Raw genomic sequence first — 25,179 nt, forward strand, 5'->3', positions numbered from 1 at the left:
TGTCCCCGTCACCAGCCCTTCTCGAACATCCGGGCCACCTCGGCGATGCGGATCTCGTCACGCCGGTAGTAGGTGCGGCCGTAGATCCGGCGGGTGCGCAGGACGCCGAGGCGGGTGAGGAAGTCGAGGTGGGCGAGGGCGGTGCGGCGGGGCACGCCCAGCTTGGCGGCGACGGCCCGCGCGGTGACGCCGGTCTCGGCGGGGTCGCGGCGGCGCGGGGCCGGGAAGTGGGCCGGCGGGTCCTTGAGCCAGTCCAGGATGGTCTGCCGCATGCGGCCCGAGGGAGTTCCCATCATCCGTCCGCCCTCCCGTCCCCGGCCTCCTCGTACGCAGTCTTCCCACTGTGGCGCGGGCGACGCCGTCCCGTCGGGGACTCGGCGGCCGTTGTCCGGTACCGAACGGCCATGCGACCGGGCGGGAACACCGCCGCCCGGGTACACGGCGAGGCCCGGCCGCCGTGCGCGACCGGGCCCTTTCACGGACGGCTCAGCGGTGACCGAACCACGTCATGGAGGACAGCGCCCTGTCGTCGTAGCCGAACAGGGCCTGGTTCTCCCAGCCGTTGCCGGAGGTGGCGTCCGTCGGGTCCCAGCCGTTGCCGGTGACGGCGGTCCAGGTCGCCTCCCAGTAGAAGACGCCGAGACCGCGGCCGTCGGGGACGGCCTCCACGATGCTCGCCACGTCGTTCATCCACCTGGCCTGGCCGGCCACGGTCGCCGGGTAGCCCAAGACCAGTTCGCCGGTGGTGTCGATCTGGTTGGTGAGCGCGTCGTCGCTGTCCAGCCGGAAGGGGTAGGCCGTCTCGGCGACGAACACCGGCTTGCCGTAGCGGGAGGCCGCGTCGTCCAGCGTGCTCTGGAAGTCGGAGAGCGGGCCGTGCCAGTAGCCGTAGTACGACAGGCCGATGGCGTCGAACTTGACGCCGTTCGCGACCGCGTTGTCGAACCACCACTCGGTGCCCGCCTTGTCCCCGCCCTTGGCCAGATGCAGCGCGACCGTGGTGGACGAGTTGACCGCCTTGACGGCGTGGTAGCCGGAGTTGATCAACCCGGCCAGCCGGCTCCAGTTGTTCGTCGATCCCTCGGACCACAGCATGCCGCCATTGATCTCATTGCCCACCTGGACCATGTCGGCGGTGGTGCCTTGAGCCTTCAAGGCGTTCAACACGTCGTACGTGTGGTTGTACACGTCCGTCTTCAGCTGACTGTATGTATGGCCCGTCCATGCGGCCGGCTTGTTCTGCTGGCCCGGGTCGGCCCAGCTGTCCGAGTAGTGGAAGTCCACCAGGAGCTTCATGCCCTGCGCCTTGACGCGCTTGGCCGTCGCGAGGAGGTGCGCCTTGTCGTTGAAGCCGTCGGCGGGGTTCACCCAGACCTTCAGGCGCGCGTAGTTCATGCCGTACGACTTGAGGACGGAGAGCGCGTCTCCGGTTGTGCCGGAACTCGTCCTGTAGACACCGCCCTTGGCCTCGCTCTTGGCGAGGGAGGAGATGTCGGCGCCATGGATGGAGGTGCCGGTGGTGCCGGATGTGAAGGTGAGATCGTCAACATTGATCCAGTTACCGGCATTCGCGTCACTGTTGACGCTGATGGTGCACTGGTTGTTGGTGACCTTGATCGAAGTGACGATCCGTATCCACCCACTGGACGATATCGGCAGATCGGTGTGCTGTTCCGGACTGCCGCAGTTCTTGAGCGCCATGTACGCGGCGTTCTGCCCTCCACTGGACCGGACCCACGCCGTCAAGGTGTAGGTCCCGTTGGTCAGCCCGGACAGGTACTGGTACGTCTCCACCTTGTAGGCCGACGAGGCGTAGTGGCTGAGGCGGTAACTCCCGCTGTGACCACCGGGCTCGGTGTACGAGGCGCCGGTGTCGCCGTACTCGGACCAGCCGGCGGGCGTGGCCGCGCCCGAACCGCCGGACTCGAGGCCGCCGTTGGTGAGGGTGCTCGCGGCCTGGGCGGTCTGGGCGGGCAGGGCGGTGAGAGCGAGCCCGGCCGCGAGCGGCAGCAGCAGGGCCCTGATGGTGCGTCTGGGATGGAACTTCATCGTCCGTCGTCCCTTCGACGTAACTGGGGAGGGTGTCCTCCAGTGGCGCTGGAGGAGGACCCCTCCGCCCACGGCTCTCGTGGCACACGCGGGCGGAGGGGAGCCGGCTCAGCCGTCGAGTCGTACGACCCGGACGGCCCCCGCCGGAACCGCGAGGCGGCCCGCGGCGCGTTCGCCCGTCAGCAGCTCGGTGCCGGGCGTGTCCAGCGACACCTTGGTGTCGGCTGCGGTGTGGTTGACGACGAAGAGGTAGCTGCCCGACTCCCCGCGGCGGCGCACGACCTCGACGTCCCGGTGCAGGTCGGCGCGCGGGGCGAGACCGGCGTCGTCGGCCGACCGGCCGACGATCGCGTCCAGGCCCTGGGCGTCGAGGCGGGTGGAGACGTACCAGGCGGTGCCCCGGCCGAGCCGGTGCCGGGTGACGGCGGGGCGGCCCGCGGTGAGCCCGTCGGCGTAGGTCCACACGGTCTCGGCGCCGCGCGGGACCACGAACTCCGTCCACACGTCCCCGGTCAGCTCGGAGCCGTCCGGGCCGGTCAGGCGCACCCGTTCGTCCTTGAGCAGCGGCGAGAACTCCTCCACGGTGAGCCCGAGGACATCGCGCAGCGCGCCCGGGTAGGCGCCGTCGTGGACGGCGTCGTGCTCGTCCACGATGCCGGAGAAGTACGACACCACGAGCGTGCCGCCGTTCTCGACGTACTCGCGGACGTTGTTCCCCGCGGCCTCCGTCATCAGGTACAGGGCCGGCACGACGACCAGGGGATACCGCGACAGGTCGGCTTCGGGGTGGGCGAAGTCGACCGTGAGGTGGCGGTCGTAGAGGGCCTCGTAGAAGGAGTCGGCGCGCTCGCGCGGGTCGTGGTCCTCGCTGGGGCGCCAGGCGAGGTTCTGCGCCCACCAGGACTGCCAGTCCCACAGCATGGCCGCGTCGGCCTCGGTGCGGGTGCCCCGGATCTCGTTCAACGCGCCGACGGAGGCGCCGAGTTCGACCACCTCGCGCCAGACGCGGGTGTCGGTGCCGCCGTGCGGCAGCATCGCCGAGTGGAACTTCTCGGCGCCGCGCCGGGACTGGCGCCACTGGAAGAACATCGCGCCCTCGGAGCCGCGGGCCACGTGCGCGAGGGAGTTGCGGGCCATCTGGCCGGGGGCCTTGGCGGGGTTGCGGGGCTGCCAGTTGACGCCGGAGGTGGAGTGCTCCAGCAGCAGCCAGGGCGCGCCGCCGGCGACGGAGCGGGTGAGGTCGGCGGCCATCGCCAGGTTGACGTGGGTGCGGCGGCCGTCGGTGATCAGGTAGTGGTCGTTGGTGACGAGGTCGACCTCGCGGCCCCAGGCCCAGTAGTCGATCGAGTCGCACTGGCTGAGCGCGGTCATGAAGTTGGTGGTGACCGGGACGCCCGGCGAGAGGCGGTGCAGGATGTCCCGCTCGGCGCGGAAGTTCTCCCGGATGGTGGCGTCGGCGAAGCGCTTGTAGTCGAGGGCTTGACCCGGGTTGCCGACGGTCGGCGTGGCCCGGGGCGGGTTGATCTGCGCGAGGTCGGTGTAGCGCTGCCCCCAGAAGGCTGTCCCCCAGGCCTCGTTGACGGCCTCCACACTGCCGTAGGTGTCCGCGAGCCAGCGGCGGAACCGGTCCGCGCAGGACTCGCAGTAGCAGGCGGAGACGGGGACGCCGTACTCGTTGTGGACGTGCCACAGGGCGAGCGCCGGGTGGTCGCCGTAGCGCTCGGCGAGCCGGGTGGTGATGTTCGCGGCGGCGGCACGGTAGTCGGCGTTGCTGTGGCAGATCGCGCCGCGCGAGCCGAACTCGTAGCGCGTGCCCTCGGCGGTGACCGGCAGGGCCTCGGGGTGGGCCCGGTAGAACCAGGCGGGCGGCGCCACGGTGGGTGTGCCGAGGTCGACGCGGATGCCGTTCTCGTGCAGGAGGCCGATGACCCGGTCGAGCCAGCCGAAGTCGTACTCACCCGGCGCCGGCTCCAGCAGCGCCCACGAGAAGATCCCGACGCTCACCATCGTGACGCCCGCCTCGCGCATCAGCCGTACGTCCTCCTGCCAGACGGATTCCGGCCACTGCTCGGGGTTGTAGTCCCCGCCGAAGGCGAGCCTGGTGAGGCCGGTGGGGCTGGTGTCCGGCATGGATCTCTCCCGGGAAATCGATCATTTGGGAACGTGCACACACATCTTTGGCGGTGCGAGCCCAACATAATCGCACAGCAACAACCATTGACAAGTGTCCGGGATGTTTCTCTACTGTGAACGCTCACAGAAGCATGGCAGGGGCTCCCGAGGGGTGAGCACCCGGGTCATGTGAACGTGCACATCTGCATGGCAGGTCCCCGCAGCGGGCGGGGACCCAGGTCAGGGGAGAAACCATGCCGCACACGAAGCGCCGTCGCCTCGTGACAACCGCCGTCGCCGTGTCCCTCGGCGCCACCGCCCTCGCCGCCTGCGGTTCCGAGGACGGCAGCAAGGCCGAGTCGGGTCCCGTCTCGCTGACGTACTGGACCTGGACACCCGGCATGGACAAGGTCGTGGACCTGTGGAACAAGGAGCCGGGGAAGAAGGACCGGATCACCGTCACGGTGAAGAAGCAGGCGTCCGGCGACACACTGGTCACCAAGATCCTCACCGCGCACAAGGCGAAGAAGGCCCCCGACCTGGTGCAGGCCGAGTACCAGGCGCTGCCGACACTGGTCAGCAATGACGCGCTGGCCGACATCTCCAAGGAGGTCGGCGACGTCAGGGAGAAGTTCGCCGAGGGCGTCTGGCAGCAGACCACGCTCGGCACGGACGCGGTCTACGCGGTGCCGCAGGACATCGGCCCGATGATGTTCTACTACCGAGAGGACCTGTTCAAGAGGTACGGCCTCAAGGTCCCCACCACCTGGGAGCAGTTCGCCGAGACCGCCCGCCGGCTGAAGAAGAAGGCGCCGGACAAGGACCTGACCACCTTCTCCGCCAACGACTCCGGTCTCTTCGCGGGTCTCGCCCAGCAGGCCGGTGCCAAGTGGTGGACCACGTCCGGCGACAGGTGGAAGGTCGGCATCGACGACGCCGCCACCCGGAAGGTCGCCACGTTCTGGGGCGGTCTGGTCAAGGAGGGCGTCATCGACAACCAGCCGATGTACACGCCGTCCTGGAACAAGGCGCTGAACACCGGCAAGCAGATCGCCTGGGTGAGCGCCGTGTGGGCGCCCGGCACGCTGACCACGGCGGCGCCGGACACCAAGGGCAAGTGGGCCATGGCCCCGCTGCCCCAGTGGTCCGCCGACCAGGACGTCACCGGCAGCTGGGGCGGTTCCTCGACGGCGGTCACCACCGACTCCACGCACCAGGAGGCCGCCGCCACGTTCGCGGCCTGGCTGAACACCGACCACGACGCGCTGAACGCGCTGGCGAAGGAGGGCGGCATCTACCCGGCCTCCACCTCGGCCCAGCTCAGCGGCGCCTTCTCCAACCCGCCAGCGTACTTCTCCAACCAGGCGGACTTCTACACCAAGGCCGCCGACATCGCGAAGACCACCGCGCCGTCCGCGTGGGGCCCGAACGTGAACGTCGCCTACACGTCCTTCAAGGACGCCTTCGGCGCCGCTGCCAAGAACAAGGCGGACTTCACCGCCGCCCTGAGGAAGATGCAGGACGACACGGTCGCCGACATGCAGAAGCAGGGCTTCGAGGTCTCTCGGTGAGCGGCTCCACCAGCCGGAGGTCGTACGGGGTCAAGGGGGCCCCGTACGGCTTCCTCCTCCCGGCCACGATCCTGTTCGCCCTCTTCTTCGCGCTGCCCATCGGCTACGCGGTCTGGCTCAGCTTCCGCAAGGTGCGCGTCTCCGGCCTCGGCCTGGGATCGGGCGCCCGCAAGGAGGTGTGGGCCGGCTTCGAGAACTACACCGAGGCCTTCCAGGACAGCGAGTTGCTGCACGGCGCGCTGCGCGTGCTCGGCTACGGCTGCGTCGTCGTCCCGATGATGCTCGGTCTGGCGCTGCTGTTCGCGCTGATGCTGGACTCCGAGAAGGTGCGGCTCGCCCCGTTCACCCGGCTCGCGATCTTCCTGCCGTACGCCGTCCCCGGCGTGGTGGCCGCGCTGCTGTGGGGCTTCCTGTACCTGCCGGACGTCAGCCCGTTCTACTTCGTGCTCGACAGGCTGGGCCTGCCGCAGCCGGACCTGCTGGACGGCGGTCCGCTGTATCTCGCCCTGTCGAACATCGCCGTCTGGGGCGGCACCGGCTTCAACATGATCGTCATCTACACCTCGCTCAGGTCCGTCCCGGCCGAGGTGTACGAGGCGGCGAAGCTGGACGGCGCCACCCCGTGGCAGGTCGCGCTGCGGATCAAGATTCCGATGGTGGCGCCCTCGCTGGTGCTGACCTTCTTCTTCTCGATCATCGCGACGCTCCAGGTGTTCAACGAGCCGACCACTCTGAAGCCGCTCACCAACTCGGTCAGCACGACCTGGAGTCCGCTGATGAAGGTGTACCAGGACGCCTTCGGCCGCAACGACATGTACTCGGCGGCGGCCGAGGCCACGCTGATCGCCGTGGTGACGCTGCTGCTGTCGTTCGGCTTCCTGCGGGCCGCGAACCGCCGGAACAAGCAGGAGGCAGCGGGATGAGCACTCTCGCCGTTCGCAAGGCCGCCCCGGCCGCCGGCACCACCCCGGGTACCGCGCAGGGCCCTCCGCTGCGCCGCCGGATCGCGCTGATCCCCACGGTCACGCTGCTGCTCGGCGCGATCTACACGCTGCTTCCGGTCGCCTGGGTGGTGATCGCGTCGACGAAGTCCGGACACGAACTGTTCTCCACGTTCACCTTCCTGCCCGGCACCGGCTTCGCCGACAACCTCACGGACCTGAACGCCTACCGGGGCGGGATCTACTGGGAGTGGATGGGCAACTCCGCCCTGTACGCCGGTCTCGGCGCCCTGCTGTCCACCGCCGTCTCGGCGTTCAGCGGCTACGCCCTCGCGACCTACCGTTTCAAGGGCCGCGAGACGATGTTCAACGTCCTGCTCGCGGGCGTGCTGATGCCGCCGGTGATCCTCGCGATCCCGCAGTACCTGCTGCTGGCGAAGGCCGACCTCACGGACTCCTACCTGTCCGTGCTGCTGCCCCAGATCCTCTCCCCGTACGGCGTCTACCTGGCCCGGATCTACGCGTCCGCCGCCGTGCCGGCCGACGTGGTGGAGGCCGGGCGGATGGACGGGGCGAGCGAGTGGCGGATCTTCACCCGGATCGCGCTGCCGATGATGATCCCCGGCATGGTCACGGTGTTCCTGTTCCAGTTCGTCGCGATCTGGAACAACTTCCTGCTGCCGTTCATCATGCTGAGCGACGACGAGAAGTTCCCGCTCACGCTCGGTCTGTACACGCTGCTGGAGCAGGGCTCCAACACGCCCGCGCTGTACACCCTGGTGATCACGGGCGCGTTCCTCGCGGTGCTCCCGCTGATCGCCCTCTTCCTGGTCATCCAGCGGTTCTGGAGCCTCGACCTGCTGTCCGGGGCCGTAAAGTCATGACCATGAGCAATACGGGGGGCAGGCGCAGACCGCCGACGATCCACGACGTGGCGCGCGAGGCAGGCGTCTCGCGCGGCACCGTCTCGCGCGTGCTCAACGGCGGCCACTACGTCAGCCCCGCCGCCCAGGAGGCGGTCAACGCCGCCATCCGCAGGACCGGTTACGTCGTGAACCGGCACGCCCGCTCGCTGATCACCGGCCGCTCCGACTCGGTGGGCTTCCTGCTGACCGAGCCGCAGGAGCGGTTCTTCGAGGACCCCAACTTCAACGTCCTGCTGCGCGGCTGCACCCAGGCGCTGGCCGCGCACGACATCCCGCTGCTGCTGATGCTGGCGGGCACCGAGGACGAACGGCGGCGCATCACGCGGTACATCACCGCCGGGCACGTCGACGGGGTGCTGCTGGTCTCCAGCCACTCCGGCGATCCGGTCGCCGAGGAGCTGCGGGAGGCCGGCGTGCCGCTGGTCGCGTGCGGCAAGCCGATCGGGCTCGGCTCGAAGGTGAGTTACGTGGCCGCCGACGACCGGGACGGCGCCCGGGACATGGTCCGGCATCTGCTGTCGCTGGGCCGGCGCCGGATCGGCGTGGTCACCGGTCCGCTGGACACCCCGGGTGGTGTGGAGCGGCTCGCCGGGTACCGGGAGGTGCTCGCCGAGGCGGGCGTCGCGGCCGACGAGCGGCTCATCGTCTCGGGCGACTACAGCCGGGCCAGCGGTGAGGCGGGCGCGGAGCGGCTGCTGGCGCAGGCGCCGGACGTGGACGCCGTGTTCGTCGCCTCGGACCTGATGGCGCAGGGCGTGCTGGCGGCCCTGCACCGGGCCGGGAAGCGGGTGCCGGAGGACATCGCCGTCGGCGGCTTCGACGACTCTCCGGCGGCGACCGCCGCCACGCCGGCACTCACCACGATCCGGCAGCCGTGGGACCGGATCAGCAACGAGATGGTGCGGGTGCTGCTCGCCCAGATCGGCGGTGAGGACCCGGCGGCGGTGATCCTGCCGACGGAGCTGGTCAGGCGCGACTCGACGTGACGTCGGGTGTGCTCCGGCGCACCCCCTTGCACGCGACCTGCGGCGACGCGCCGTACGGCACCACGGCGGTCTCCGTGCCGGTGACGGTGCCGTCCAGGCACAGGTGCCCGCCCATGATCCGCAGGTCGAGCGTGAAGCCCACACCGCCGGCGGACCGCCGGGGGCCGTCGATGCGCTCGTCGAGGTAACCGAGGCCGCGCACTTCTCGACACCGCTCAGTGCCACCTCCTCACGGGGGTTCACCGGGGTCCCGGTGCTCTCCGGGACCGGCGGCCCGCTGGGGAGCGGGGGCAGGCGGGTGGGCGCGGTCCCTGGGCATGGTGCTGGACAGCGAGTGACGGCGGCAAGCGGTCAGGATCCGAGAAGCCGTGGCGGGCTTCCCGGTCCTAGCGTGGGAGCACCGACGGGGAACCGTCGGGTCCCGCATCTCGAAGGAGTGAGCACCATGACCGCCGGCCTCCAGACGATCATCTACCCGGTCAAGGACCTGAACCGCGCCAAGGCCCTGTTCGGCGCGCTGCTGGGCGTCGAGCCGTACGCGGACGAGCCCTACTACGTCGGTTTTAAGGCGGCCGGACAGGACGTCGGCCTCGACCCGAACGGGCACGCCAAGGGCATGACCGGGCCGGTGCCGTACTGGCACGTGGCGGACCTTCGGGAGCGGCTCGCGGCGCTGCTGGCGGCCGGCGCCGAGCTGCTCCAGGACGCGCAGGACGTCGGCGGCGGCCGGCTGATCGCCTTCGTGAAGGACCCCGACGGCAACTTCGTGGGGCTGCTCCAGGACCCGACGGCCTGACGTCGGTACGGTCCTCTGCGCCGGGCACTAGTTGCACACTCAACGATTGGCCGGATCGGTGCTACCGTGCGGGTATGGCAGGCACGACGGCCGAGACCCGGCTCGAAGAACGCTGGCGGGACATCCTCGCGGTGCACGCGCGCACGATGTGCGAGATCGACCGCGCCCTGCATCCGCACGGGCTGGGCGCCAGCGACTTCGAGGTGCTGGACATCCTGGCGACGGAGTCGCCGCGGCAGGGTGACCAGTGCCGGGTGCAGAACCTGGTCGGCCGGGTGCATCTCAGCCAGAGCGCGCTGTCCCGGCTCATCGGCCGGCTGGAGAAGGACGGTCTGGTGGAGCGCTCGGTGTGCGCGGAGGACCGGCGCGGGGTGTGGGTCGCGCTCACTCCCAAGGGCCGGGCACTGCACGCCGAGGTGCTGCCGGTCCAGCGGCAGGTCCTGCGGCGGATGCTGGCCGGGCAGGACGGGTAGGCGCCGGACCCGCCCCGGAGAACGAGCCGTCTAGAGCACCAGCTCCGTCCCGTCCGGCAGGACCTCTGCGCCGTACTCGGCCACGTGCGCGCGTGCGGGCGAGGCGGGGTCGAGGAGCGGGTTGGTGTTGTTGAGGTGGGTGTAGATCCGGCGCGGGCCGGGATGCCGGGCCAGCGCGGCGAGGGAACCCCGCGGGCCGGTGACCGGCAGATGACCCATGGCGGCCTGCCCGGCGCCGGAGCGCACCGCCGTGCCCATCTCGTCGGCGGCGAAGAAGGTGCCGTCCAGCAGCACGCAGTCGGCCTCGGCGCACAGCTCGTCCAGGACGGGACTCCAGGCGCCGACACAGGGCGCGTACACCAGCACTCCCCCGCTGGCCAGGTCCTCGACGCGGTACGCCGTCACCCACGGTCCCTCGGGCGCGGGCGCCCGGGCCGGTACGTACTTGGGGATCTTCACGCCCACCGGATGGGCGGTCACCACGAGTCCGCCGGCCAGCACGAAGCCGCCGTCGGCCAGGCTGTCGGCCCACTCCCAGGACGCGTAGCGGTCCAGGGCGGCGCGGGCGGGGGCGAGGACGGCGCGCACCGGGGGCGCGGCGCAGATCTTCAGGTCCGCCGCCCCTCGCAACTCGGTCAGGCCCGCCACATGGTCGGCCTCGGCGTCGGTGAGCAGCACGCCGCGCAGGGGGGTCTCCCGGGGTCCGGGGCCGGGCCACAGGGCTCGGGTGGCGGTGAGCTGCGTCCGCAGGTCGGGGGACGCGTTCAGCAGCCACCAGTCGCGGCCGTTGCCGGTGACGGCGGCGCACTCCTGCGTACGGGACGGCAGCTTGCCCTCCCGGGCCGCGACGCACAACGCGCAGGCGCAGTTCCACTGCGGGAAGCCGCCGCCGGCGGCGGTGCCCAGCAGGACGACCCTCACGACCATCGGCTCCTTCGCGCTCGCCCGACTCGTCTCCCGCTGGGATCTTCCCGCCGGAGGGGCGGGTGACTACCGGCGAAGGGGGAGCAGTTCCGGCCGTCCTGGACCGCGAGGCCTGGGGTGGTGCGCGCGGGCGCCCGTGACGAGGGGGCGCGCGCCGGGCTTCCGCGCCCTCAGGAGTGTCGGATCACCGGACCAGCAGGGTGCGAACCCCCTGTGAGGTGAGGGTCAGCCCGTGCGCGGAGCTGCCGTCGATGGCCAGGGAGAGGTCTCCCTCGGGCCACTGGGCGGCCAGCGCGCCGAGCGGGATCAGGCGGTAGCGCGAGACGAACGGCAGCAGCTCGGCCATCTCGCCCTCCGTGGTGAACACCGGGACGACCGGGTCGCCACCGGGCTGTTCCAGGACGGGCAGGGCCACCGTAGAGGCGTCGGCGCCCTCGCCGTCCACCGCGTCGTCCGGTACCGGGACGAGTACGTCACTGTGGGCGAGGGTGTCCAGGGCGGCCTGGTCCTCGGCGTTCTCGGCCAGCGCGTCCAGTGCCTGCTGGGCCGGCGTCGGCTGGGTGTCGTGTGCGGGTGTCTCCATGGCTGATCCCCAGGTAGCGGCGGTCGTACGGGCCGTCCGGGCGGGCTGGTGCCCGGACGGGCTCCCGCCTCGCGTACCCGGTGGGGTCCCCGGCATGCGTGGGGATCGCCGGGAGGTCCGGTGACGAGGCGGTGGACCGGGCGACGCATGCGGAACGACCAGGTCAGCGCAGCACTACCAGTAGGAGCGATGCGACCAGTAGATGCGGACGACCAGTGCTGCTCGTCGCCGCCCACGCCCGCGCGTCCCGCTCCAGCGTGGCCGCGTGCCGATGCAACTGCACGACGTACCGGGGGTGACCTGGCTCGACGCGCCGGCGCCGGCGGACGTGGACGAGTACGCCACGGTGCTCGCCGTGGAACTCGATGGGGAGCTGGATCTCTACCGGGGTGCGGGGCGCACCTGACGCGGAGGGCGCCCACCCGGCCGCCGGCGGCTCAGCCGAAGGTGAGGGTCAGTTCGAAGTGGTCGGGGTCGAGCAGGCCGACGGCGTGCTCGGCGAAGGTGCCGTCGGCCGCTCGGCTGGTGCGGCGGGTGGTCAGGAACCAGTCCCCTGGCGCGCGCGCCGCAGCAGCTCGGCCTCCCGGGCGTCGATCCGGCGCCCGGACACCCGCTGCTCCCCGTGGTCGGGCCGCAGCCCGGCCCGCCGCAGCACCTTCGGTGAGCGGCTCCTGCCCGAGGCCCCGGGCGGGCAGCTCACAGATGCCGGGGACGGGCGGCAGGAGGCTGCGCTCGTACGACAGCACGGTCCCGTCCGCGACCAGTTCCCGGGTGCGCTCCACGCACACGAACGCGTCCTTCTCCAGGCCGAGTTCGGCGGCCAGCGCGCTGTCGCGCGTCTCGCGTACGGCGAGGGTCCGCACGGTGTCGTCCACGTCCCGCAGGGCCAGGGCCCGGGCCCAGCCGGGTCCGTCGTCCGGCGGGCCGGCGTCGAAGAGGACGTAGGAGCCCTTGCCGGTGCGGGTGGTGATCAGGCCCTGCTCGGTCAGTTCGGCGAGGGCCGCGCGGATCGTCGTACGGCTGACGCCGAACCGCTCGGCGAGGGCGTGTTCGCCGGGCAGCCGCTCGCCCGCCGGACGGCCGCCCGTGCGGATCTCACGGGCGAGGATCCGGCTGATCCGCTGGTGCTTGAGCGGGACGCCGGTCACGGCCGGGCCTCCGCGAGCAGGTCGTCGATGGTGGTGACCCGGACCAGCGGCCGGTACAGCTCCATGATCTGTAGGGCCTTGAGGTGGGAGTCGTCGTCCACGCCGGCGCAGGCGTCCGCCACGACCAGCACCTCCGCGCCTGCGTCCGCGGCGGCGAGGGCGGTGGAGAGCACGCAGCAGTCGGTGCTGACGCCGGCCAGCACCAGGCGGCCGTCCGGGCCGGTCCGGGCGGCGAGTTCGGGGGTCCATTTGCCGAAGGTGGTGGTGTCCAGGACGTGGTCCGCGAGGCCGGTGAACTCGTCGGTCAGTGCCCAGAGGCCGGCGTCCGGGGGCCGGCGGGCGAAGGGCCACTGGTCGTAGTAGGCGCGCCAGGCACCGGCCGGCCGTGCGGGGGCCAGGAAGCGGGTGAAGGTGACGCGGCCGGCGAAGGCCGGCAGCAGGGCGCGTACGCCGGCTGCCGCGTCGGCGTACCGGGGGGTGGCCCAGGGGCTCTCCGGGTCGGCGAAGACGCGCTGCATGTCGATGACGGCGAGGTGTCCGGGGCTCGTGCGAGGGGCCCGGGCGTCGGGGTGTCCGGCGCTCATGGGTTCAGCACCCCTGCGTCGAGCGCCTGGCTCGGTTCCCGGGCCTCCTGGGTGCGGACCCGGCCCCGGCCCAGCAGGAGCGTGCCGAGGAAGGCGAGTGCCAGGGCGACGAGGACGCCCAGGTTGGCGTAGGCCCAGGCGCCGGTCCTGCCGCCGAGGCCGAACGGCTCCAGCAGGTATCCCTGCCAGGTCAGCCAGCGCGCGGCGCTGTTCGTGACCAGGCCCCAGCCGACGGCCGTGGCGGTGAGGGTGAGGGTCAGCGGGAGGAGGGAGACACCGCCGTAGCGGCCGTGCGGGCGGAACAGGTCGCCGTCGTCGTAGTCGCGGCGGCGCAGGGCCAGGTCGGCGAGCATCACGCCGGCCCAGGCGGCGATGGGCACGCCGAGGGTGGTGAGGAAGCCCATGAACTGGGCGAGGAAGGTGTCGGTGAAGAACACGATGTAGATCGCGCCGGCGATCATCAGCACGCCGTCGAAGAACGCGGCCAGATAGCGGGGTACCCGCAGGCCCGCCGAGAGCAGGGCCAGGCCGGAGGAGTAGATGTCGAGGACGGCGCCGCCGACCAGGCCGAGGACGGCGACCATGGCGAACGGCACCAGGAACCAGGTCGGCAGGAGCGTCGCCAGCGCGCCGATCGGGTCGGCCGCGATGGCCTTGCTCAGCTCCGCGGAGGAACCGGCAAGCAGCAGGCCGAAGACCAGCAGGACCAGCGGGGCCAGGGAGCCGCCGAACGCGGTCCAGCCGATCACGCCCCGGCTGGAGGAGTCCCGGGGCAGGTAGCGGGAGTAGTCGGCGGCGGCGTTGACCCAGCCGAGGCCGAAGCCGGTCATCATGAACACCAGCGCGCCGATGAACTCCTGTGCCGAGCCCGCCGGGATCGCGTCGACCGTGCTCCAGTGGATGTGGTCGGCGACCAGGATGACGTAGACGATCGTGAGCACTCCGGTGATCAGGGTGATCCAGGTCTGGAGCCGCATGATCAGGTCGAAGCCCATGACCCCGCCGACGACGGTCAGCGCGGCCACCACCATGAGGGCGACCGCCTTGGTCTCGGTGCCGCCGCCCCAGCCGAGGCTGTTGAAGACGGTCGCGGTGGCCATCGTGGCCAGCGCGGCGAGGACGGTCTCCCAGCCGACGGTGAGCATCCAGGAAACGACGGACGGCAGCCGGTTGCCGCGCACGCCGTAGGCGGCCCGGCTGAGCACCATGGTGGGGGCCGAGCCGCGCTTCCCGGCGACCGCGATGAAACCGCACAGCAGGAAGGAGACGGCGATGCCGAGCACACCGGAGGCGAGGGCCTGCCAGAAGGAGATGCCGAAGCCGAACGCGAAGGCGCCGTAGCTGAGGCCCAGCACGGAGACGTTCGCGCCGAACCAGGGCCAGAAGAGGGAGCGCGGGGTGCCCCGGCGCTCCGAGTCCGCGATCACGTCGAGCCCGTGCGTCTCCACGTGGAGGGGACGGCCGGTGGCTCCGCTGCCGAGAGGATCGGCGGCTCCACTGTCGAGAGGGCCGGTGGCTCCGCTGCCGAGAGGGCCGGTGGCTCCGCTGCCGAGAGGGCCGGTGGCTCCGCTGCCGAGAGGGCCGGTGGCTCCGCTGTCGAGAGGGTCGTGCGGGTGCGTCATCGCCGAGCCACCTGCCCTACCTGTCCAGACGTGTCCGATCAAGCTAGGTCTGCCCCCAGGGGGCGTCAAGGCGAGCCCGGTTCATCCGGTCAGCGGTCGAACTCCTCCTGGATCGGGGTCTTCGGCTCTTCCCGCAGATGCTGGGAGAGTCCCGGCTTGCCGCCGTGCCGTGCCTGTTCGGCCCGCTGGGTGGCGTTGGTGCCGAGGTCCGAGTCCGGGTCCACCCGGACCGACCTCGCCACGTCCGCGCGGTTGGTGTACTCCTCGGCGGGCATGCCGCGCAGGGCCTTGACGACCTCTTCCGAGGCTCCCGCCTCCCGCGCGGCCGAGACCAGCCGGTCCTTGTCGGCCGGATAGGTCACGTCCTTCAGCGCGTCCAGCACCTCGGGGACGCTGGTGTGTGCCATGCCCATGACGCCTCCCTACGCGTCGTCGCTCTTGTTCGTGCTCTCGTCCGTGTTCTGGTTCGCGTTCTCGTCGCCGGGGTCCGGCCCCTCCGCCTGGGACGGAGTGGTGCGGGGCGGCTGTTCCGCCTCGGGGGCGTCCGGCTCCCGTTCGCCCTCGGCCTGGGAAGGAGTGTTCTCGCTCATCGGATGCTCTCGGTCCTCTCACACGCGGGGCGCTGTTCCGGAGCCCCGGGTACCCGTGCGACGCGGGACCCATCACCGGCGGAATTCCTGAATCCGCTTCCGCCAGAGGGGTACCTGACCAGTCCGGCGCAGCATGCGGCGCCGGTCCGACGATCCTGCACCAACTCACCGCCTGGAGGAGTCATGGCGGGTATCACCCCTCCTGACCTGCAGAAAGCCCTGTCGGGTGCGGACTACCCGGCCACTTCCGACCAGCTTCGGAAGGTCGCCGAGAACAACCACGCGCCCAAGGAGATCACCGAGCGGATCTCTCACCTCGGGAAGAAGAAGTTCGAGAACCCCGCCGAGGTCAGCAAGGCCGTCTTCCAGAACGAGTGACGGCGACCGGACACGGGTGCGCGGCGGCCGGGCAGCTTCTGCTCCGGCCGCCGCCCTTCGTCGGGCCGCAGTACAGCGAGCTGTCTCGCGTCTTTCCAACAGGTTGCCCCAGCGCCAGGTGACATCCGTCACAGCGAGGTCGGCGACTAAGCGGGCCGGATAGTAGACGCGGCTCCCACGACATATGGGATTTGTCCGGCTTGCCGTGGGGGCGCGTCACGCTTCGAGCCGTGGTACGCGTGCCGCTCGACACCTCGACGCATTGTCCGCCGCGAACGTGCTTCTGACGGGCCGACAGCGTTGCGCAAACATCGCGGTCGCGAAGTCGGCATCTCGCGGCCCGCCTGACAAGGCCTATGCGAGTCTACGAGGCGAGGTAGTAGCAGCACCCTTTGCACTCGGTGTGGAGCCGTCTTGAGAATGAGCGCTCCGCGATCACCGAGTGAGGTTGACGTATGGGCCAGCACCGCAAGACGAAGCACTACCGGCGAATAGTCGTCACCGCCGCCGCCATCGGCGCCGTGGGCGTGCCATCCGTCGCCCTGGCCTGTTCCGAGTGGCCGTACGGCACGGACGACCCGGCGCAGGCCACCGCGACGAGCGCACCCGTGGGGCAGTGGCAGTACGCGCCCAAAGATCACAACAGCAACGGTTACGACACCGGCGCGCAGCTGACCATCGCGCCGGAGATCAGCGTGCCGCCTACGCCACGGGCGACGACGCATCCGACCGCCCGCCCGAGCGCGCCTTGGCAGGCCAGGAAGAACGCGCCTTCGCACAAGAAGAAGGCCCTGGCCCACAAGGTCAGGCGGACCCCCGCGCCCAGCACCCCCGAGGCCGGCGCCACCGCTCCCGCCACCCCGGCCACCACCGCCCCCGCGGCCCCTGCCGCGCCGAGCACCCCGGCGCCCACCACCACGGCCTCCGGGGTCACCGCCGAGATCGTGAGCCTCGTCAACGCCGAGCGGGCCAAGGCCGGTTGCCAGCCGCTGACCCTCAACTCGACGCTGACCAAGGCCGCGCAGGCCCACAGCGCCGACATGGCGGCCCACCAGAACATGTCGCACACCGGATCCGACGGCTCGTCCCCGGGCGACCGCATCACGCGGGCCGGTTACACCTGGAGCAGCTACGGCGAGAACGTCGCCTACGGCTACAGCACCGCGCAGCAGGTCATGGCGGGCTGGATGTCCAGCCCGGGCCACCGGGCCAACATCCTCAACTGCGGGTTCAAGGAGATCGGCGTCGGTCTCGCGCAGCCCGGCAGCTACTGGACCCAGGACTTCGGCACGGCCCGCTGAGAGTCGGCGGCCGGCGCGTCCGCGGACGGCGCGCCGGCCCGGCCGGGCCCCGCGGGTTCGGGGAGCGTGCGGAACAGCAGCCAGCTCAACGCCGGCATCAGGACCAGCGGGGCCAGGGCCGTCCGCAGGGACGTCGCGTCGGCGACGCGGCCGATCAGCGGGCTCGCCAGGCCGCCGATGCTGACGGTCAGGCCGAGGGTGATGCCGCCGGCGGTGCCGACCCGTGAAGGCAGGTAGTCCTGGCCGAGCGTGACCTGGAGGGAGAACGGGACGTACAGACCGGCCGAGGTCAGCGCCACGCACAGGTACAGGGCGGGGCCGGGGACGAACACGACGCCCGCGACCGCCGCGACGGAGACCAGGTACGACCAGCGGCAGACCGTCACCCGGTCCCAGCGCCCGGCCAGCCGCCCGCCCAGCACGGAACCGGCCGCGCCGCCCAGATAGAGCACGAAGAGCGCCGCCGTACCGGCCGCCGTACCGCCGCCCAGGCGCTGCGCGGCGTACAGGGACAGGAAGCCGCTCAGGGCGGTGAACACGACCGAGCGGCACACCACGGCCAGCGACAGCCTCACGAAGGACGCCCGGTCGTCGGGGCCGTCCGCCGGTGTCGTACCGGCGAAGTGGCTCCGCTGCCCCGGTGCGTGCAGAACGGTCAGGCTCAGCGCCGCTCTGACGAGCGCCGGCAGGGCCAGCAGCGGGGTCCAGCGCAGTCCGCCGGTGCCCACGACGGCCGCGACCAGGAGCGGGGCCAGCGCGAAGCCCACGTTGCCGCCCAGCGAGAACCAGCCCATGGCGCTGTGGCTGCCGCCGCCGGCCAGCCGGGCGACGCGGGCGGACTCGGGGTGGTAGGCGGCCACACCGGCGCCGGACACCGCCACGCACAGCAGCGTCAGCGCGTACGAAGTTCATCGACGTCTTCCGGCGCGCCTTCGGGCACACGCCGGGCAGCGGCCCCCGTCTCTGACCGGGGCTCAGAGCTTGGCGCCGAAGGCCTGGGTCCACCAGGGGCCGCCCGAGCCGTCGTGGACGCCCACGCCGATGTTCTTGAACGCGCAGTTGAGGATGTTGGCGCGGTGGCCGGGGCTGTTCATCCAGGAGTCCATCACGGCCTGCGGGGTCTGCTGGCCCTTCGCGATGTTCTCGCCGTACGTGGACCAGCGGTAGCCCGCCGCGGTGATGCGCTCGCCGGGGCCGGCGCCGTCCGGGTCGGTGTGGTCGAAGAAGCCACGGGCGGCCATGTCGTCGGAGTGGCCCTGGGCGGCCGTGTCCAGTTGCGGGTCCTCGGTGACCGGGCCGCATCCGGCGGCCGCGCGCTCCTTGTTCACCAGCGCGACCACCTGGGCCACCGCGCCGGTGGGCGCCGGCTGTGCCTGTGGGGTGCGGGACGCGCGCGGAGTCGTGGGCGCGGCCGGCTCGGCCTGCGGAGGGGTGCTCTTCCGCGCGGGGCGCGGGCTCTTGGAGGCGCTCGGTTTCCTCTCCGTGGGGGACGGGGACGGCGACGCGGATGCCGAGGGCGACGACGAGGTCTCGACGGCGCTGGGTTCCGCGAGGTCCACGACGGGGGCGCCGGCGGTCCGGGCGGCGGTCGCCTCCCTGGTCTCCGCCGGTCCGGAGCCGGTGCCGAAGTACCACAGGCCGCCGCCGGCCACACAGGCCGCCACCACGGCACCCCCGACGGCCCGACGCCGGACCCGCCGCCGTCGCCGCGCCTCACCGCGCCCGCTCGTACGACGCCGAGACGCCCGGAGTCCTACGGGATCACCGGTGTGGCCGCCGCCGACGCCGGGTCCGGCGGTGCCGGGTCCGCCGGTGACGGGGTCCGACTGGGCCGTACCCGGATCCGATTCGACGGACACGTGATCCGACCCAAGGGCCGCGCCATCCGACCCGGCGGCGGTCGCCTGATCCGACCCTGCGGTCCAGTGGCCCGAACCGAGGCTCCCGCGATCCGACCCCCCGGCGCCATGACCTGCCCCGGCGGCGCCCTGCCCCGGTCCCGCGGCCCCGTGAGCCCACCCAACCGTGCCCTGATCCGGCCCGGCGGCGCCGTAACCCGAGCCACCGGCATCCGCGTTCGTGTCTGGGCCCAGGTGGGTCAGGTCAGGGGCGGCTTCCGTGGCCGGGGCCGCGCCGGTCGCGGTCAGGGTGGCTGTCACCGACCGTGTCGTCGCCAGGAGCGTCGACGACACCGCGACCAGCGCCAGTCCGGCCAGCAGCCCCTCAGCCGGCAGGAGCCCGCTCCACAGGCCGCCGCAGCGCGGGCACTCGCGGGCGTGCCGGGCTATTCGCTTGCGCCAGAGGGCGGAGGGCAGGCCGTCCCAGGAGGCCAGTACGGCGCGCAGTTCGTCGCAGGCGGGCCGCGTGTCCAGCGCCCGTACCACCACCCGGGCCGCCTCCAGCCGCGCCTTCATCCGCTGCACCCGTACCGCCGTGTGCTGCGGCGACACCGCGAGGGCCGCGGCGACCTCCGCCCGGGTCAGCTCACCGGCGCACTCCAGCCACCACAGCGAGAGCACCTCCCGGTCGTCCGGCTCCAGCCAGCGCGTGGCGCGCGCGGTCTCGTGGCGCTGGCCGGACAACTGGAGCCGGACGATGGTCAGGTCCACGAAGTCGGCGCCGGGATCGGCGACGTCGCCGGTCTCCTCCACGGCGCCCGGGGCGAGTTGACGGTCCTGCCAGTGCGCCCGGACGCGGTTCATCGCGATGGCCACGAGCCAGGAGCGGAAGCTGTCCGGCGTCCGCAGGTCGCCGAGGGAGCCGAGGGCCCGGAGCATGGTCTCCTGGACCACGTCGTCGACGTCGACCGAACCGTTCAGGGCCCGTCCCACGATGTTGTACACCAGCGGGAGGTAGGCGCTGACCAGGGCGTCCTGGGCCGCCGGGTCTCCCGCTCGGGCGGCGTTCACCAGTGCCGCCGTATCCACCGTGTGCTGTGTCCTCATCAGAGCTTCCCTGTCCTCGACGCCGAACGATGCTGTCCGTTACCTGGGAGACCGCTCGGTGCGGTGCCGATAACAGTTCTTCGGAAAGTCGTTCGACGGGAGACTCACAGGGGCGGCACGACGGCCGCAAGGGAAGAGATCACATCCCGGCGGTTCCGGCGCGGTTCACGCCCCCTGATCGCCGGTCAGTTCGTTCGCCCGGTCGATTTCGGCCATGTGCTCCTCGGCCCAGTTCCGGACGGCGGCGAGCACGGTTTCGAGGGACAGGCCGAGTTCGGTGAGCCGGTAGTGCACGCCAGGCGGCACGGTGGGCTCCACCCTGCGCGCGACCAGGCCGTCCCGCACCAGGTTCCGCAGGGTCACCGACAGCATCTTCTGCGAGACACCGGGCATCCGGCGCAGCAGCTCGGCGAAGCGCACCTCCCCCGGTGCCGCCTCCGCCAGCACCTTCACCGCCATCGACGTCCATTTCGTACCGATCCGGTCGAGCAGTCGGCGGGTCGGGCACGCGGGGTCGAACAGGTCGCCGCGCGGGGCGGGGGCGTCCTTGGCCTGGGAGGTCACCTGAAGCTCACCATCTGACGGGAAAGTGCGGTCTGGTGGGGTCCAGGTTAGTTACCTACCGTTCCCATGTCACCATCGGTTACTCAAGGGATCGTTCATGACCGTCTCCCCCGTCCCCGGCGTGCGGCTGCGCCGGGTCATCGTCAACGGCGTCGGGCTCAACGTCGCCACGGCCGGTCAGGGGCCGGCCGTCCTGTTGCTGCACGGCTTCCCGCACACCTGGCGGCTGTGGACCGAGGTCATCGGCCCGCTGGCCCGCCGGTACCGGGTGATCGCGCCGGATCTGCGGGGGTTCGGCGACAGCGACCGGCCCACGGACGGGTACGACGCCGGGACGCTCGCCGACGACGCCGCGGGTCTGCTGGAAGCGCTCGACGCCGGCCCGGCCGCCGTGGTCGGCATCGACCTGGGCACCCCGCCCGCCTTCCTGCTGGCCATGCGGCGGCCCGGACTGGTACGGCGGCTGGTGCTGATGGAGTCGATGCTGGGCGACCTCCCGGGCGCAGAGGAGTTCCTCGCCGGCGGCCCGCCGTGGTGGTTCGGCTTCCACGCGGAGCCAGGCCTCGCGGAGACCGTGCTCGCCGGGCACGAGGAGGCGTACATCGGCTGGTTCCTGGACCGGGGCACGCTCGGCCGGGGTGTACGGCCGGACGTCCGTGCCGAGTTCTTCCGCGCGTACACCGGGACCGAGGCGCTGCGTGCCGCGTTCGGCGCGTACCGGGCCCTGCCGGCCGGCGCCCGGCAGATCCGGGAGGCCGTGACCGGCGCCCGCCTCACCGTCCCGGCGCTGACGATCGGCGCCCACCCGGTGGGCCGGGCACTGGAACGTCAACTACGGCCGTATGCCGACCGGTTGACGGGGCACGTAATCCCGGACTGCGGCCACATGATCCCGCTGGACCGCCCGGACGCGCTGCTGGGCCTGCTGGAGCCGTTCCTCGCGGCGGACTGAGGGCGGCATGGTCAGCGCGCGGACGAGCGCGCACTCAGGAGGGGCGCGTCGCCGACACCGCCGTCACCGTGACCTTGTTGTCGCACTCGGCGATCTCCCCGTCCTCCAGGGTCACTTGGTGCTTTCCCGCGCCGGGCAGGCCGACCACCAGGGTCGGGAACACGGAGGGTGTGGCGCCGGAGACGCAGTACCCGTCCGCCTCGCCCTGCACCTGGGCGAAGGTCAGCTTCACCCAGGCCTTGCCGCCGGGCGCGACCCGCATCGGGGCCGCGGTGCCCTTGCGGGTCACTTTCAGCGGGAGGGAGCTCTGGGGGGAGCCGTTGCCGGCCACGGCCACCGTCGGATGGCCCCGCAGCACGCACGCCCGCGAGGAGACGCTGGTGAACTGAACGATCGCCGCTCCGGTGCCCGTGCCCGGGGGCTGGTGGGCGGCCTGGTACGCCGTCGCCTCCAGCGCCTCCGGCGTGCAGGCCGGCGCCCTGGAAGCAGGGGCCGTGGTGGTCGGGGCCGCCTCCGCCGAGGTGGCGCTCGCGGGCTCGGCGTCGGTGCTCACCGGCACGGACTCTGCGCCAGTGCTTACCGGCACGGACTTGGCGCCAGTGCTCACCGGCACGGACCGGACGCCGGGACACGGGGTTCCCCGGCGCGTCCGCTGCGACACGCGGGTGCAGGGACCAGGGCCCGAGGTGCCCGGAAGGCCAGGCGCCGGGGATGGGGGCGCGGGGCGCGCGGAACGCCAGGTGCCGGGGATCAGGGCCCGAGGGGCGCGGAGAGCCAGGTCCCGGGGATGGGGGCCCGGGATGTACGGAAAGCCAGGTGGTGTTGATCAGGCCCGAGGTGCGCGGAAAGCGCGGTCCCGGGGATGGGGGCCCGGGGTGCGCGAAAAGCCAGGTGCCGGGGATCAGGGCTCCAGGGCGCGGCGAGCCAGGTCCCGGGGATGAGGCGCCCGGGGTGCACGAAAAGCCACGTGCTGGGGATTAGGGCGCGGGATGCGCGGAAAGTCGGATGCCGGGGGCAAGGACGGGCGTGCGTGGGAAGCCGCGCGGCGGGCCCCGGCGGCGTGGCGTGGGCCGGGCCGGCGCGGTGCGCGGCGAGGATGGCGCTCGGTACGGACCGGCTGGGAGGCGGTGTGCGGGTATGACGGTGAACCGTGTCGGCCTGGTCGTGCACGGCGGGCGCGCCGAGGCGGCGACCGCCGCGCGAGCCGTGCGCGCGTGGTGCGACGAACACGCGGTGGGGTGTGCGGACATCGACGTGTGGCAGGAGGGCGCGCGGCACACCGCCCGCGAGGAGGTCGACAGCGCGGGCGATCCCGACCTGATCGTCACCCTGGGCGGTGACGGCACGTTCCTGCGCGGTGCGCGGCTCGCGGCCGAGAACGACGCCCTGGTGCTCGGTGTCGACCTCGGCCGGGTCGGTTTCCTCACGGAGGTCCCCGCCACGGCGGTGCGGGACGCCCTGGACGCCGTACGGGAGGATCGGATCAACGTCGAGAGCCGGATGCTCCTCACCATGCGGGCGTCGTGCCGGCTGGAGGTGCCCGCGCAGATGGAGGCGCTGCTGCGGTACGGCCGGGGGCCGATGCTGCCCCCGCCGCAGGTGCGCGGGGAGTGCGAGGTGGGCAGTGACTGGGGTGTCGCCCTGAACGTCACCGCGCTGAACGACGTGGTCCTGGAGAAGCTGGCCCGGGACCGGCAGGTGTCGGTCGGCGTCTATCTGGCGGGCCGGCTGCTCGCCTCCTACTCGGCCGACGCCCTGCTGGTGGCCACGCCGACCGGGTCCACGGCGTACAGCTTCGCCGCGGGCGGTCCGGTGGTCTCGCCCCGCGCGGACGCGCTGGTGTTCACGCCGGTCGCGCCGCACATGGTGTTCAACCGTTCGGTGGTGGCCGCACCGGACGAGCCCATCGCGCTGCGGGTGCTGGAACGGTCGGGCCAGGCCGCGGTCAGCATCGACGGCCAGCTGCGCGGGGTGCTGAGCCCGGGCGACTGGATCGGGGTGTACGCCGCGCCGCGGCGGCTCAAGGCGGTCCGGCTCGGTCCGACGGACTTCTACGGCCGGCTGCGCCAGCGCATGAACCTCACCGACGCGCCGGCCGCGCTCGCCGACGGGGAGGCCGCTCCGCTGTGGCCGGTGACGACACCGCCGCCGGGCGATCTGGCCCATCTGGCCCTGCCCCCGGGCCCCGGCGACGGACCCCGGCTGTCCTAGCCCATAACCCGGACGGATGGCCGTTCGAACCACGGGGTGCTGCATCGCGGTCCATGTGCCCTGTGGTCGTATATTCCGTACCGTAGGCGTGGGCGAGCCCCACCGGAATAAGGAGATTTTTGATGTCGACAGTCGAGCTGAACACCAACTTCGGCCGCATCGTGCTGGAACTGAACGACGCCGAGGCGCCCAAGACCGTCGAGAACTTCCTGTCGTACGTGCGCAGCGGCCACTACGACGGCACGATTTTCCACCGGGTAATTAACGGCTTTATGATCCAGGGCGGCGGTTTCACCCCGGACATGGACCAGAAGCCCACCCAGGCGCCGATTCAGAATGAAGCCGACAACGGGCTGAAGAACGACAACTACACCGTGGCGATGGCGCGGACGAACGACCCGCACTCCGCGACGGCCCAGTTCTTCGTCAACGTTTCGGACAACGCCTTCCTCAACTACTCGGCGAAGACCCCGACCGGCTGGGGTTACGCCGTGTTCGGCAAGGTCACCGAGGGCCGGGACGTCGTCGACTCCATCAAGGCGGTCAAGACGGGCAGCCGTCGTGGCCACCAGGACGTCCCCACCGAGTCCGTGGTCATCGAGTCCGCCAAGGTTCTCGGCTGACGCACACCCACCGCAGGGGCGGCACCGGTCCACCGGTGCCGCCCGCGCTGCTCAGAGGCTCCGCCCCAGTCTCAGGCCACCGCTCCGCCGCCGGGGCCGAGCCGCCGTAGCGTCGCCTCGATCCGGGCCACCACGGCCTGCTGCTGCGCCACCAGGTAGAAGTGGCCTCCGGGGTACACACGCAGCTCGAACGGGCCGGTGGTCTCCTGGTCCCAGGTCCGGGCCTCGTCGGGGGTCACCCGGGGGTCGGCGTCGCCCGTGAGCACGACGAGGGGGCAGTTCAACCCCGGTCCCGGGGTGCGCCGGTAGGTCTCGACCGCGCGGTAGTCGGCCCGTAGGGCGGGCAGGATCATGTCCAGCAATTCCTTGTCCTGGAACAGGGCGGCGTCGGTGCCGTCGAGTTTGCCGACCTCCTCGATCAGCCGTGCGTCGTCGCCCTTGTGGACGGTCTCGATCCGCTGGACGGACGGGCCCCGGCGGCCGGAGAGGAAGACCACCGCGGGCGGCCGCCCGGCGGACTCCAGGAGCCGGGCCAGCTCGAAGGCGACCAGGGCGCCCATGCTGTGCCCGAACAGCGCGAGGGGCGTGTCGTCACCCTCGTCCAGCGCGCGGAACACTCCCTGCGCGAGTTCCTGGATGGACTCCGCCGGGCTTTCCACGAGGCGGTCCTGACGGCCGGGGTACTGCGCCGCGCGCACGTCCACCGCGGGCGACAGCGCCTTGGAGACGGGAAACCAGAAGCTCGCGGAACCGCCCGCGTGCGGCAGGCAGAGCAGCCGTGGCGCACCCGGTGTCGCCTGATGGAAGCTGCGCAGCCACAGCTGGCGTGCCGCGCTGGACCGGTCGGTCATGTGTCCCCCTCGGTGGAAAGGTAGTTGCCGTCTCGGCCCCTTCATACGA

Annotated in this window: 26 protein-coding genes and 2 pseudogenes; 12 read left to right on the forward strand and 16 right to left on the reverse strand. The window is 71.9% G+C overall.

The window, feature by feature from the left end:
• Window positions 1–8: 8 nt before the first annotated feature.
• The 3 genes from ACZ4WH_RS04505 to ACZ4WH_RS04515 form a co-directional block, all read right to left on the reverse strand.
• Window positions 9–296, reverse strand: a complete 288-nt coding sequence (locus ACZ4WH_RS04505) for a helix-turn-helix domain-containing protein (protein ID WP_468176506.1) — start codon at window positions 294–296, stop codon at window positions 9–11.
• 190 nt (window positions 297–486) lie between these two features.
• Window positions 487–2,049: a glycoside hydrolase family 53 protein gene (locus ACZ4WH_RS04510; protein WP_468176508.1), complete on the reverse strand. Its 1,563-nt coding sequence runs from the start codon at window positions 2,047–2,049 to the stop codon at window positions 487–489.
• Between the two features lie 108 nt (window positions 2,050–2,157).
• Window positions 2,158–4,179, reverse strand: a complete 2,022-nt coding sequence (locus tag ACZ4WH_RS04515) for a beta-galactosidase (protein ID WP_468176510.1) — start codon at window positions 4,177–4,179, stop codon at window positions 2,158–2,160.
• Between the two features lie 236 nt (window positions 4,180–4,415).
• Here ACZ4WH_RS04515 and ACZ4WH_RS04520 point away from each other — a divergent pair, with 236 nt between their 5' ends.
• The 4 genes from ACZ4WH_RS04520 to ACZ4WH_RS04535 are packed head-to-tail and all read left to right on the forward strand — an operon-like array spanning window position 4,416 to window position 8,585.
• Window positions 4,416–5,732 carry an ABC transporter substrate-binding protein gene (locus ACZ4WH_RS04520; RefSeq protein WP_468176512.1) on the forward strand — a complete coding sequence of 439 codons (1,317 nt, stop codon included), beginning with the start codon at window positions 4,416–4,418 and terminating at the stop codon, window positions 5,730–5,732.
• Window positions 5,729–6,655 (forward strand): carbohydrate ABC transporter permease, encoded by a 927-nt coding sequence (locus tag ACZ4WH_RS04525; protein WP_468176514.1) that lies wholly within the window; start codon window positions 5,729–5,731, stop codon window positions 6,653–6,655. Before ACZ4WH_RS04520 ends, ACZ4WH_RS04525 begins: the two co-directional genes overlap by 4 nt.
• Window positions 6,652–7,557, forward strand: coding sequence for a carbohydrate ABC transporter permease (locus ACZ4WH_RS04530; protein ID WP_468176516.1), 906 nt, complete (start codon window positions 6,652–6,654; stop codon window positions 7,555–7,557). Before ACZ4WH_RS04525 ends, ACZ4WH_RS04530 begins: the two co-directional genes overlap by 4 nt.
• Window positions 7,554–8,585: a LacI family DNA-binding transcriptional regulator gene (locus ACZ4WH_RS04535; protein ID WP_468176518.1), complete on the forward strand. Its 1,032-nt coding sequence runs from the start codon at window positions 7,554–7,556 to the stop codon at window positions 8,583–8,585. Before ACZ4WH_RS04530 ends, ACZ4WH_RS04535 begins: the two co-directional genes overlap by 4 nt.
• Here ACZ4WH_RS04535 and ACZ4WH_RS04540 read toward each other — a convergent pair.
• Entirely contained in the window at window positions 8,566–8,787 is a 222-nt protein-coding gene (locus ACZ4WH_RS04540; RefSeq protein WP_468176520.1) for a hypothetical protein, read from the reverse strand. The two genes, ACZ4WH_RS04535 and ACZ4WH_RS04540, sit on opposite strands and share 20 nt — an antisense overlap.
• Window positions 8,788–9,030: 243 nt before the next feature.
• Here ACZ4WH_RS04540 and ACZ4WH_RS04545 point away from each other — a divergent pair, with 243 nt between their 5' ends.
• Both ACZ4WH_RS04545 and ACZ4WH_RS04550 read left to right on the forward strand, forming a co-directional pair.
• Window positions 9,031–9,381, forward strand: a complete 351-nt coding sequence (locus ACZ4WH_RS04545) for a VOC family protein (RefSeq protein ID WP_468176522.1) — start codon at window positions 9,031–9,033, stop codon at window positions 9,379–9,381.
• Window positions 9,382–9,455: 74 nt separating this feature from the next.
• Window positions 9,456–9,854, forward strand: a complete 399-nt coding sequence (locus tag ACZ4WH_RS04550; RefSeq protein ID WP_468176524.1) for a MarR family winged helix-turn-helix transcriptional regulator — start codon at window positions 9,456–9,458, stop codon at window positions 9,852–9,854.
• A 30-nt stretch (window positions 9,855–9,884) separates the two neighbouring features.
• On the opposite strand, the gene pqqB is transcribed toward ACZ4WH_RS04550, so the two are convergent.
• Window positions 9,885–10,781 carry a pyrroloquinoline quinone biosynthesis protein PqqB gene (gene pqqB, locus ACZ4WH_RS04555; protein ID WP_468176526.1) on the reverse strand — a complete coding sequence of 299 codons (897 nt, stop codon included), beginning with the start codon at window positions 10,779–10,781 and terminating at the stop codon, window positions 9,885–9,887.
• Between the two features lie 181 nt (window positions 10,782–10,962).
• Window positions 10,963–11,361 carry an SseB family protein gene (locus tag ACZ4WH_RS04560; protein WP_366764711.1) on the reverse strand — a complete coding sequence of 133 codons (399 nt, stop codon included), beginning with the start codon at window positions 11,359–11,361 and terminating at the stop codon, window positions 10,963–10,965.
• A 277-nt stretch (window positions 11,362–11,638) separates the two neighbouring features.
• Here ACZ4WH_RS04560 and ACZ4WH_RS04565 point away from each other — a divergent pair.
• A pseudogene (locus tag ACZ4WH_RS04565) lies at window positions 11,639–11,767 on the forward strand (alpha-L-fucosidase); the annotation flags it as partial.
• A 31-nt stretch (window positions 11,768–11,798) separates the two neighbouring features.
• Here ACZ4WH_RS04565 and ACZ4WH_RS04570 read toward each other — a convergent pair.
• The 5 genes from ACZ4WH_RS04570 to ACZ4WH_RS04590 form a co-directional block, all read right to left on the reverse strand.
• Window positions 11,799–12,509: a GntR family transcriptional regulator gene (locus tag ACZ4WH_RS04570; protein WP_468176529.1), complete on the reverse strand. Its 711-nt coding sequence runs from the start codon at window positions 12,507–12,509 to the stop codon at window positions 11,799–11,801.
• Window positions 12,506–13,093 (reverse strand): cysteine hydrolase family protein, encoded by a 588-nt coding sequence (locus ACZ4WH_RS04575; protein ID WP_468176531.1) that lies wholly within the window; start codon window positions 13,091–13,093, stop codon window positions 12,506–12,508. Before ACZ4WH_RS04575 ends, ACZ4WH_RS04570 begins: the two co-directional genes overlap by 4 nt.
• The gene (locus tag ACZ4WH_RS04580; RefSeq protein WP_468176533.1) at window positions 13,090–14,715 is read right to left on the reverse strand and encodes a purine-cytosine permease family protein; all 1,626 of its coding nucleotides are present in this window, start codon (window positions 14,713–14,715) and stop codon (window positions 13,090–13,092) included. The genes ACZ4WH_RS04575 and ACZ4WH_RS04580 overlap by 4 nt, the downstream gene beginning before the upstream one ends.
• 89 nt (window positions 14,716–14,804) lie before the next feature.
• Window positions 14,805–15,128, reverse strand: a complete 324-nt coding sequence (locus ACZ4WH_RS04585) for a DUF2795 domain-containing protein (protein ID WP_468176535.1) — start codon at window positions 15,126–15,128, stop codon at window positions 14,805–14,807.
• 9 nt (window positions 15,129–15,137) lie between these two features.
• Window positions 15,138–15,305, reverse strand: a complete 168-nt coding sequence (locus ACZ4WH_RS04590; protein ID WP_468176537.1) for a hypothetical protein — start codon at window positions 15,303–15,305, stop codon at window positions 15,138–15,140.
• 183 nt (window positions 15,306–15,488) lie between these two features.
• Here ACZ4WH_RS04590 and ACZ4WH_RS04595 point away from each other — a divergent pair, with 183 nt between their 5' ends.
• Together ACZ4WH_RS04595 and ACZ4WH_RS04600 are read left to right on the forward strand one after the other, a co-directional pair.
• Entirely contained in the window at window positions 15,489–15,683 is a 195-nt protein-coding gene (locus ACZ4WH_RS04595; protein WP_014670942.1) for a DUF2795 domain-containing protein, read from the forward strand.
• A gap of 455 nt (window positions 15,684–16,138) precedes the next feature.
• Complete coding sequence (locus ACZ4WH_RS04600; RefSeq protein ID WP_468176539.1) at window positions 16,139–16,984, forward strand: CAP domain-containing protein; 846 nt, start codon at window positions 16,139–16,141, stop codon at window positions 16,982–16,984.
• Here the strand turns inward: ACZ4WH_RS04600 and ACZ4WH_RS04605 are convergent.
• The 3 genes and pseudogenes from ACZ4WH_RS04605 to ACZ4WH_RS04615 form a co-directional block, all read right to left on the reverse strand.
• Window positions 16,951–17,889 (reverse strand): annotated as a pseudogene (locus ACZ4WH_RS04605) (MFS transporter); the annotation flags it as partial. The gene ACZ4WH_RS04600 and the pseudogene ACZ4WH_RS04605 overlap by 34 nt on opposite strands.
• Window positions 17,890–17,958: 69 nt before the next feature.
• Window positions 17,959–19,929 carry a sigma-70 family RNA polymerase sigma factor gene (locus ACZ4WH_RS04610; protein WP_468176541.1) on the reverse strand — a complete coding sequence of 657 codons (1,971 nt, stop codon included), beginning with the start codon at window positions 19,927–19,929 and terminating at the stop codon, window positions 17,959–17,961.
• Window positions 19,930–20,094: 165 nt separating this feature from the next.
• Window positions 20,095–20,493 (reverse strand): winged helix-turn-helix transcriptional regulator, encoded by a 399-nt coding sequence (locus ACZ4WH_RS04615; RefSeq protein WP_468176543.1) that lies wholly within the window; start codon window positions 20,491–20,493, stop codon window positions 20,095–20,097.
• Between the two features lie 97 nt (window positions 20,494–20,590).
• Here ACZ4WH_RS04615 and ACZ4WH_RS04620 point away from each other — a divergent pair, with 97 nt between their 5' ends.
• Window positions 20,591–21,445 (forward strand): alpha/beta fold hydrolase, encoded by an 855-nt coding sequence (locus tag ACZ4WH_RS04620; protein WP_468176545.1) that lies wholly within the window; start codon window positions 20,591–20,593, stop codon window positions 21,443–21,445.
• Window positions 21,446–21,479: 34 nt separating this feature from the next.
• On the opposite strand, the gene ACZ4WH_RS04625 is transcribed toward ACZ4WH_RS04620, so the two are convergent.
• Window positions 21,480–21,998 carry a DUF4232 domain-containing protein gene (locus tag ACZ4WH_RS04625; protein WP_468176547.1) on the reverse strand — a complete coding sequence of 173 codons (519 nt, stop codon included), beginning with the start codon at window positions 21,996–21,998 and terminating at the stop codon, window positions 21,480–21,482.
• Between the two features lie 584 nt (window positions 21,999–22,582).
• On the opposite strand from ACZ4WH_RS04625, the gene ACZ4WH_RS04630 reads away from it, so the two are divergent.
• A complete protein-coding gene (locus tag ACZ4WH_RS04630; RefSeq protein ID WP_468176549.1) occupies window positions 22,583–23,656 on the forward strand; it encodes an NAD(+)/NADH kinase in 1,074 nt (357 codons plus the stop codon).
• Between the two features lie 122 nt (window positions 23,657–23,778).
• Entirely contained in the window at window positions 23,779–24,279 is a 501-nt protein-coding gene (locus ACZ4WH_RS04635; protein ID WP_468176551.1) for a peptidylprolyl isomerase, read from the forward strand.
• Window positions 24,280–24,350: 71 nt separating this feature from the next.
• Here ACZ4WH_RS04635 and ACZ4WH_RS04640 read toward each other — a convergent pair whose 3' ends face one another.
• Window positions 24,351–25,130: a thioesterase II family protein gene (locus ACZ4WH_RS04640; RefSeq protein WP_468176553.1), complete on the reverse strand. Its 780-nt coding sequence runs from the start codon at window positions 25,128–25,130 to the stop codon at window positions 24,351–24,353.
• Window positions 25,131–25,179 lie beyond the last annotated feature (49 nt).

Source organism: Streptomyces sp. NPDC029138, assembly GCF_055564375.1.